The organism is Amycolatopsis sp. NPDC003861 (assembly GCF_053605405.1).
In genome coordinates this window covers 48160-54930 of the sequence record NZ_JBSGJD010000025.1, presented here as the reverse complement: position 1 = coordinate 54930, position 6771 = coordinate 48160, and the positions used below count along the sequence as shown (strand labels likewise).

General features: G+C 71.4%; 9 protein-coding genes. 6 read left to right on the top strand and 3 right to left on the bottom strand.

What is annotated here, in order from left to right; translation table 11 throughout:
• Positions 1–232 precede the first annotated feature (232 nt).
• From ACWEVN_RS09810 to ACWEVN_RS09800, 3 genes are all read left to right on the top strand, one after another.
• Positions 233–1498: an MFS transporter gene (locus tag ACWEVN_RS09810; protein WP_449685843.1), complete on the top strand. Its 1266-nt coding sequence runs from the start codon at positions 233–235 to the stop codon at positions 1496–1498.
• 13 nt (positions 1499–1511) lie between these two features.
• On the top strand, positions 1512–2066 hold the full coding sequence (locus tag ACWEVN_RS09805) for a DUF3558 family protein (RefSeq protein ID WP_452050944.1): 555 nt from the start codon (positions 1512–1514) through the stop codon (positions 2064–2066).
• 114 nt (positions 2067–2180) lie between these two features.
• Positions 2181–2306, top strand: a complete 126-nt coding sequence (locus ACWEVN_RS09800; protein WP_449685841.1) for a hypothetical protein — start codon at positions 2181–2183, stop codon at positions 2304–2306.
• Between the two features lie 49 nt (positions 2307–2355).
• On the opposite strand, the gene ACWEVN_RS09795 is transcribed toward ACWEVN_RS09800, so the two are convergent.
• The 3 genes from ACWEVN_RS09795 to ACWEVN_RS09785 are packed head-to-tail and all read right to left on the bottom strand — an operon-like array spanning position 2356 to position 4585.
• Positions 2356–3180, bottom strand: coding sequence for an MBL fold metallo-hydrolase (locus tag ACWEVN_RS09795; RefSeq protein ID WP_452050943.1), 825 nt, complete (start codon positions 3178–3180; stop codon positions 2356–2358).
• Complete coding sequence (locus ACWEVN_RS09790; protein ID WP_452050942.1) at positions 3177–4007, bottom strand: MBL fold metallo-hydrolase; 831 nt, start codon at positions 4005–4007, stop codon at positions 3177–3179. Before ACWEVN_RS09790 ends, ACWEVN_RS09795 begins: the two co-directional genes overlap by 4 nt.
• Positions 4007–4585 (bottom strand): TetR/AcrR family transcriptional regulator, encoded by a 579-nt coding sequence (locus ACWEVN_RS09785; protein ID WP_452050941.1) that lies wholly within the window; start codon positions 4583–4585, stop codon positions 4007–4009. The genes ACWEVN_RS09790 and ACWEVN_RS09785 overlap by 1 nt, the downstream gene beginning before the upstream one ends.
• Positions 4586–4651: 66 nt before the next feature.
• On the opposite strand from ACWEVN_RS09785, the gene ACWEVN_RS09780 reads away from it, so the two are divergent.
• The 3 genes from ACWEVN_RS09780 (at position 4652) to ACWEVN_RS09770 (ending at position 6755) form a co-directional block, all read left to right on the top strand.
• Positions 4652–5557, top strand: coding sequence for an aldose 1-epimerase family protein (locus ACWEVN_RS09780; protein ID WP_452050940.1), 906 nt, complete (start codon positions 4652–4654; stop codon positions 5555–5557).
• Entirely contained in the window at positions 5524–6036 is a 513-nt protein-coding gene (locus ACWEVN_RS09775) for a GNAT family N-acetyltransferase (RefSeq protein ID WP_452050939.1), read from the top strand. The genes ACWEVN_RS09780 and ACWEVN_RS09775 overlap by 34 nt, the downstream gene beginning before the upstream one ends.
• Before the next feature lie 65 nt (positions 6037–6101).
• On the top strand, positions 6102–6755 hold the full coding sequence (locus ACWEVN_RS09770; protein WP_449685835.1) for a TetR/AcrR family transcriptional regulator: 654 nt from the start codon (positions 6102–6104) through the stop codon (positions 6753–6755).
• Positions 6756–6771 lie beyond the last annotated feature (16 nt).

Genomic DNA, 6771 nt, shown 5'->3' with positions numbered 1-6771 from the left:
GGCCGGTGGTACCGCGTCAAGGCGGGAAAGATGCCTTGACCCGGCACCACCGGCCGTGTTCTAGCTTTGGATCGGGGCGGCGGGGGGAGGTCTGGGTGGGGTGCGGGTCTGGGCGTCAGCGTGCGGTTCGGGCGGTGAGGCAGGCGCTGTGTCGCCGGGGCGAGGAAAATCACGCGACTTCAGATAGTTAGCCCCGCTAAGCTGATGTGTCGTGACTGGTGAACCGGGGACCTTGCCGCCCCGCTCGGGCATCCGCAAGCTTCTCGGCCGCATCATCGTCGACACCCGGCCGCTCAAGATTCCGGCCTTCCGGCGGCTTTGGCTGTCCACTGTGGTCACCGCCGTCGGGACTCAGCTCACCGCCGTTGCGGTGCCCAAGCAGGTCTTCGACCTCACCGGGTCCTCCGCCTACGTCGGCCTCACCGGCCTGGTCGCCCTCCTGCCGCTGCTGGTCTTCGGGCTCTGGGGCGGCGCCGTCGCCGATGCCGTCGATCGGCGGAAGCTGCTCTTCGTCACCAACGTCGGCGTCGCCATCACCTCCGCCCTTCTCTGGCTGCAGGCCTTCGCGAACTTCGGCTCCGTGTGGCTCGTTCTCGGCCTTCTCGCCGTCAACCAGGCCTTCTTCGCGATCAACATGCCGACCCGCGGTGCCGTCGTCGCGCGGCTCGTGCCCGGCGAACTGCTGCCGTCGGCCAACGCGCTCAACACCACGATGTCCACCTTCGGCGCCGTCTTCGGGCCGCTGCTCGCCGGGGCGCTCATCCCCGTCCTCGGCCTCTCCACCCTCTACCTGATCGACGTCGTCGCCCTCACCATCACCCTCTTCGCCGTCTGGCGGCTGCCGGCGCTCCCGCCGCTCAACGGCCCTTCGCGCCGCGCCGGGGTCCGGGACGTCGTCGACGGCTTCCGGTACCTCGCCGGGCAGAAGATCCTGCTGGCCTCCTTCGTCGCCGACATCATCGCCATGGTCTTCGGCATGCCGCGGGCGCTGATCCCGGAGATGGCCGAACGCACCTTCGGCGACCCGCCCGGCGGCGGCCCCGCGCTCGGCTGGCTCTACGCGGCCCTGCCGCTGGGCGCGATGCTGATCGGGCTGTTCTCCGGCTGGCTGACGCGCATCCACCGCCAAGGCGTCGCGGTCGTCGTGTCGATCTGCGCGTGGGGTGCCGCGGTGGCCGGGTTCGGGCTCGCGCACTCGCTCTGGCTCGCCGTCGTCTTCATGGCGCTGGCCGGCGCCGCGGACATGGTCAGCGCCGTCTACCGGATGGCGATCCTGCAGGTCGCGACCACCGACGAGATGCGCGGACGGCTCCAGGGCGTCTTCACGGTCGTCGTCGCCGGCGGGCCGCGGATCGCCGACCTCACCCACGGCTGGGGCGCGGCCGCGTTCGGCACTACGGCCGCGGCGACCGGCGGCGGGCTGCTGGTGATCGTGCTCGTCTGCGCGTCGATGCTCGTGCTCCCGGCCTTCTGGCGATACCGGGCGCCGACGGCCTAGGTAGGGTGCGAACATGCGTACCCTAGTTGTCGCTTTTGTCGCTTTGGCCGCCGCGTTGACCGCTTGCTCCTCCGGCGACGAGCCGTCGAAGACGCCCTCGCCGTCCGCCGCCCCGAAGCCCGCGCCGAGCACGAACGCCTCCGCGGCGTCGCTCGACCCGTGCAAGCTGCTGCCCGCCGAGGCCGTCTCGAAGGCGCTGTTCCTCGACAACCTCAAGGCGGTGCCGGGCCCGGTCCGGGACAACGCGGCCAACGGCGGCAAGGCCCGCAGCTGCGAGTACCAGAACGGCGGCAAGGCCGCGGGCGCGCTCGCGGTGACCCGCTACGAGGGCAAAAAGGGCAAGCCCGCCGAGATGCTCGCGGCGATCAAGAAGGCGAAGCCGGGCGCACAGGACGTCCCGGGCTTCCCGGACGGCGCCGTCTACTACGTCGACGGCCAGCAGGCCGCGACCCTCGTCTCGGGCGAGCTGGTCGGGGGCACTCCGGTGCTGGTCAACTACACCGGCCCGGCGAAGATGACGCCGGAGCAGCTCGCCCCGCTCGTCAAGCAGGCCCTCGCGGCCGGCTGATCACAACCGGCCGGCGAGCTGCCGCTCCGGCAACGTCTCGGCGGGCGGCAACTGCGGCAAGCGGGGCCGCGCGACCGCGCCCGGCGACGAGAACCACTCGCCCGGCGCGGTCTGGTGGCCCGGTCCGGCGCGGCGGACGCCTTGGCGATCCGCGGCTCGGACCGTTCCACGAGCTTGCCCGGCTGCGCGGCGTCCGCCGTCGGCACGGCCGCGCTCCACGACGTCTTCGCCACCATCTGACCTCCCGTCGCCGGAGGGTCGGATGGGGCGAAAAATCGTCCGGTGGGAATCATCGGCGCAGTGCGGCCAGCTCGATCGCGCTGTGGGCCGAGAACACCGTGACCTCGTCCTGGTGGGTCCGCGCCAGCTCGTGCAGCCTCGCCAGGTTCTCCAGCCGGGGACCGCGCAGCGTCTGGACGATTGTCTGGAACGCCGTCAACCCCGGCGGGCAGTGCGGGGCCACCGGGTCGAGCTGGCCGTGGAAGAAGTACGCGTCGCCCGCGTGCAGGAGCCAGCCGGTGCCCGTGTCGACCGCCACGCCCGTGTGGCCGCGCGTGTGGCCGGTCAGCGGGACCAGCAGGATCTCCTCCGGCAGGCCCTTCAGCGACCGGACCGCCTCGAAGCCGAACCAGGGCTCGCCCTTCTCGTCGTAGGTGCTCCACAGCGGGCGGTGCGCGAACTGCGCCGCGCGGTACCGGTTCTTCTCCGCCGCGTTCGCCGGGGCCGTCGCCGCGCGGTGCTCCTCGGACCGGACGTGGACCACCGCGTTCGGGAAGTCCGCCAGCCCGCCCGCGTGGTCGACGTCGAGGTGCGTCATCACGAGGTGGCGGACGTCGGCCGGGTCGAGGCCGAGGGCCTTGATCTGCGCGACCGCCGTCTCGGCGGCCGCCGGCTTCGCGCCGACCATCGCCAGGAACGGGCGGCCCAGCCACTCGCCCGGGCGTGCCACGGCCTGGCTGCCGAAGCCGGTGTCGACCAGCACCAGGCCGTCACCGGTTTCGATGAGCAGGCAGTGCGCGACCAGCTCCGCCCGCCGGAGCAGGCCGGGCTCGCCGTCGAGCAGCTTGCCACCCGCCGGGCGCATCGTTCCGCAGTTCAGGTGGTGCACCTTCATACGCTGCTCCTGGTGCTCAGCCGGAGGAATTCGGTCTCGTCGTGCGCGGCGAAGACGCTCACCTCGTCGCCGTGCTCCTGAACAAGCTGGCGCAGGCGGCGGTGATTGTCCAGCCGGGCACCCCGCACCGTCTCCATGTGGCCTTCGAACCACTTCAGCCCCGGCGGGCAGTGCGGGCCGGCGCCGACCTGGCCGTGGAAGAAGTACGAGTCGCCCGCGTTGAGCAGCCAGCCGTGCCCGGTGTCGACGGCGACCCCGGCGTGCCCGCGCGTGTGCCCGGACAGCGGGACCAGCAGGATCTCCGGCGGCAGCCCGTCCAGCTGCCGGACGGCGCCGAAACCGAACCACGGCTCGCCGGTGTCCGCATAGGACGTCCACTGTGGACCATGGGCGAACTGGATCCGGCGGTACCGGCCGCGCTCGTCGGCGCGCGGGTCGGTGAACGCCCGCAGCTCCTCGGCGTAGACGTGCACCCGCGCCCACGGGAAGTCGATGAGCCCGCCCGCGTGGTCGAGATCGAGGTGGGTCAGGACGATGTCGCGGACGTCCACCGGGTCGAAGCCGAGCGCGCGGATCTGCGCGATCGCCGTCTGCGCCGGGTCGGCAACCGGGTTGGACTGGCGGACGAAACCCGTGCCCAGCCAGGCGTTCCGGTCGACGGCGGCCGGCGTGCCCATGCCGGTCTCGACGAGCACGAGGCCCGTGTCCGTCTCCAGGAGCAGGCAGTGGCAGACCATGGTGGCGCGCCGCAGCAGGCCCGGCCGTCCGTCGATTAGCCGGCCGCCGAGCGGGCGCAGGGTGCCGCAGTTCAGGTGGTGGACGCGCATCAGGAGAACTCCCGGTCGAGGGTCGTGTGCAGGTGGGCGGCGACGGCGCGCAACGGCGCGAGGTCGCGTCGGGTGCGGGCCAGCAGCAGCCCGCCTTCGATCGCGGCGAGCACGATGGTGGCGAGCTCGTCGGCGCGCTCGGCGGAGAGGTTCTGTGCTGCGAAGTAGCCGCTGAGGATGCCGTGCCAAGACTCGTAGCCGTCCGTGCAGGCTTCCCGGATGGATTCGCTCGTCGCGGCGGCATCGAGGGCGACCGTCGCAATCGGACAGCCGCGCTGGAAGTCCGATTCGGTGAGGAAGTTCGCGAGCGCCTCGACCGCGCGGTCGATCCCGGTCGCTGCGTTGGGGGCGTCGTTCAGGATGGCTTCGAGGAGAGCGCCGGTGCGCTCGCTCGACAGCCGGACGGCTTCGGCGGCGAGCTGCTCCTTGCCGCCGGGGAAGTGGAAGTAGAGCGACCCCTTCGGCGCGCCGCCGGCCGTCGTCAGCTGGGTGAGCCCGGTGGCGTGGTAGCCCTGCGTCTGGAACAGGTCGGCGGCGGTGTCGAGCATCCGCTGCCGCGTGTCGGTGCGGCGAACCATGACCGAACCGTAGCGCAAACTATGACGACCGGTCTAGTGACTTCGTGGATCGGTAAGGTCGTGCGCATGGGCAACCCGACCGGTCAGCAGTTCGAGATCACCCGCGGCAACGCCCGCGCCGTCGTCACCGAAATCGGTGCCGGGCTGCGCGCGTTCGAAGTCGCCGGCGTGCCGTACGTCGAGGAGTTCCCCGAAGACGCGAAGCCGCCGATGGGCGCCGGGCAGGTGCTGCTGCCCTGGCCGAACCGCACCAAGGGCGGCCGGTGGACGTTCCAGGGGGAGACCCAGCAGCTCGAGGTCACCGAGGAGGCGCGCGGCAACGCCATCCACGGCCTGACCCGCCACCTCGAGTGGGAGCTGTTGGAGCACGCCGAGTCGTCGGTCACCCTGGCCGTCGACGTCGAGGTGCTGCCCGGCTGGCCGGTGCCGCTGCGCGCGACGGTGACGTACGAAGTCGCGCCGCGCGAACTGACCGTCACCCACGAGATCCGCAACGAGGGCGAGCAGCCGATCGGCGTCGGCGTCGGCACGCACCCGTACTTCCGGATCGGCGACGTCCCGACCGACGAGCTGACGCTGACGCTCCCGGCGAGCCGCGTCCGCCCGTCGCTTCCCGAGGAGCAGATGCCGTACGCCGAAGAGCAGGACGTCGAAGGCACGGAGTACGACTTCCGCGCCGGCCGCGTGCTGGCCGGCGTCAACCTCGACACGGCGTTCGGCGGCCTCGCGGCGGCCGAGGACGGCCGGCACCACATCGTCCTGAGCCACGACGGCACGCACCTGCTCGTCTGGACCGGCCCCGACTTCCGCTGGGCCCAGGTGTTCACCCCGGACGACCTGATCGGCCGCGGCCGCGCGGTCGCGATCGAGCCGATGACCTGCCCGGCCGACGCGCTCAACACGGGCACCGACCTGATCGAGCTGGAGCCGTCGGCGTCGTGGACGGGCAGCTGGGGCATCCGGGTCCCGTGACGCCGCTTCGCCTGGGCGTCGCCGACGCGGGCGAAGTCCTGACGCTGCAACGGGCCGCGTACGTCACCGAGGCCCGGGCGCACGGGGACCTGGACCTGCCGCCGCTGCTGGAGACGCTGGAGGAGACGCGGGCGGCCCTGGCCGGCTTGTCCTGGGGGCTTCGTGAGTCGGGTCGCCTGGTGGCGTCGGTGCGGCTGACGGTGACCGGGTCGGTCGCGGTGATCGGCCGCCTGGTCGTGGCGCCGGACCGGCAGGGGTCCGGGCTGGGCGGGTCGCTGCTGCGGTTCGCGGAATCGGCGGCGCCCGCGGAGGTGACGCTGTTCCGGCTGTTCACAGGCTCGAAAAGTGTCGGACCGTTGCATCTTTACGCCAAGCATGGGTACCAGGAGACGCATCGGACGCCCGAGAACAACCACGAGCTGGTGCACTTGGAGAAGAGTAGGAATTTTAAGTCCATCGTAAACTTAGTGTCGACGTAAGATTACCCGGCTTTTTCACTCAAAAGAGTGTCAACATAAACTTGCTACGAGCGTAAAATTGCGTGATGGCTATCGAGACCACCGGGCTACGCGAGGCGAAGAAGCGGGAAACCCGGCAGCTCATCTCCGAACATGCCACCAGGCTATTCATCGCCCAGGGGTACGAACAGACGACCATCGTCGAGATCGCCGACGCTGCCCGCGTCGCCAAGAAGACCGTCACCAACTACTTCGCGCGCAAGGAAGACCTCGCCCTGGGCGACCAAGAGGAGTTCGTCGGCTCCCTGGCCGAGACTGTCGCCACGCGCTCGCCGGGCGAATCGGTGCCGGCTGCGCTGCGGCGCACGTTCGCCGACGCCGTCGCCACCCGCAGTCCGGTCGCGGGCTTCTGCGGGCCGGAACTCGCCCGCGTGATCGCCGACAGCCCGACCCTGACGACGTGCCTGCGTGGCCTCCACGACCAGCGCGAACAGCGGCTGGCCCAGACGCTGGCCGAGGCCGCCCGGGTCCGGCCGGACGACGTCGCCGTCGAGACGGCCGCCGGGATGCTGGGCGCCGTCCATCGCGTGCTCTTCGAGCGCGTTCGGGCGCTGACCCTCGCCGGGCAGGCCGACGACCGGATTGCCGACACCATCGGCGCCGAGGCGGCTCGGGCCTTCGAGCTTCTGGAGACCGGACTGGCCGGCTGGCCCTACACCCGCGTGCAGACGCCGGGGTGAGTTCGTTAGCGTGGCG

Excerpts from the sequence above, each read along its gene's own strand:
- ACWEVN_RS09805 (WP_452050944.1), top strand. The coding sequence starts at position 1,512 with ATGCGTACCCTAGTTGTCGCTTTTGTCGCTTTGGCCGCCGCGTTGACC.
- ACWEVN_RS09795 (WP_452050943.1), bottom strand. The coding sequence starts at position 3,180 with ATGAAGGTGCACCACCTGAACTGCGGAACGATGCGCCCGGCGGGTGGC.
- ACWEVN_RS09790 (WP_452050942.1), bottom strand. The coding sequence starts at position 4,007 with ATGCGCGTCCACCACCTGAACTGCGGCACCCTGCGCCCGCTCGGCGGC.
- ACWEVN_RS09785 (WP_452050941.1), bottom strand. The coding sequence starts at position 4,585 with ATGGTTCGCCGCACCGACACGCGGCAGCGGATGCTCGACACCGCCGCC.
- ACWEVN_RS09780 (WP_452050940.1), top strand. The coding sequence starts at position 4,652 with ATGGGCAACCCGACCGGTCAGCAGTTCGAGATCACCCGCGGCAACGCC.
- ACWEVN_RS09770 (WP_449685835.1), top strand. The coding sequence starts at position 6,102 with ATGGCTATCGAGACCACCGGGCTACGCGAGGCGAAGAAGCGGGAAACC.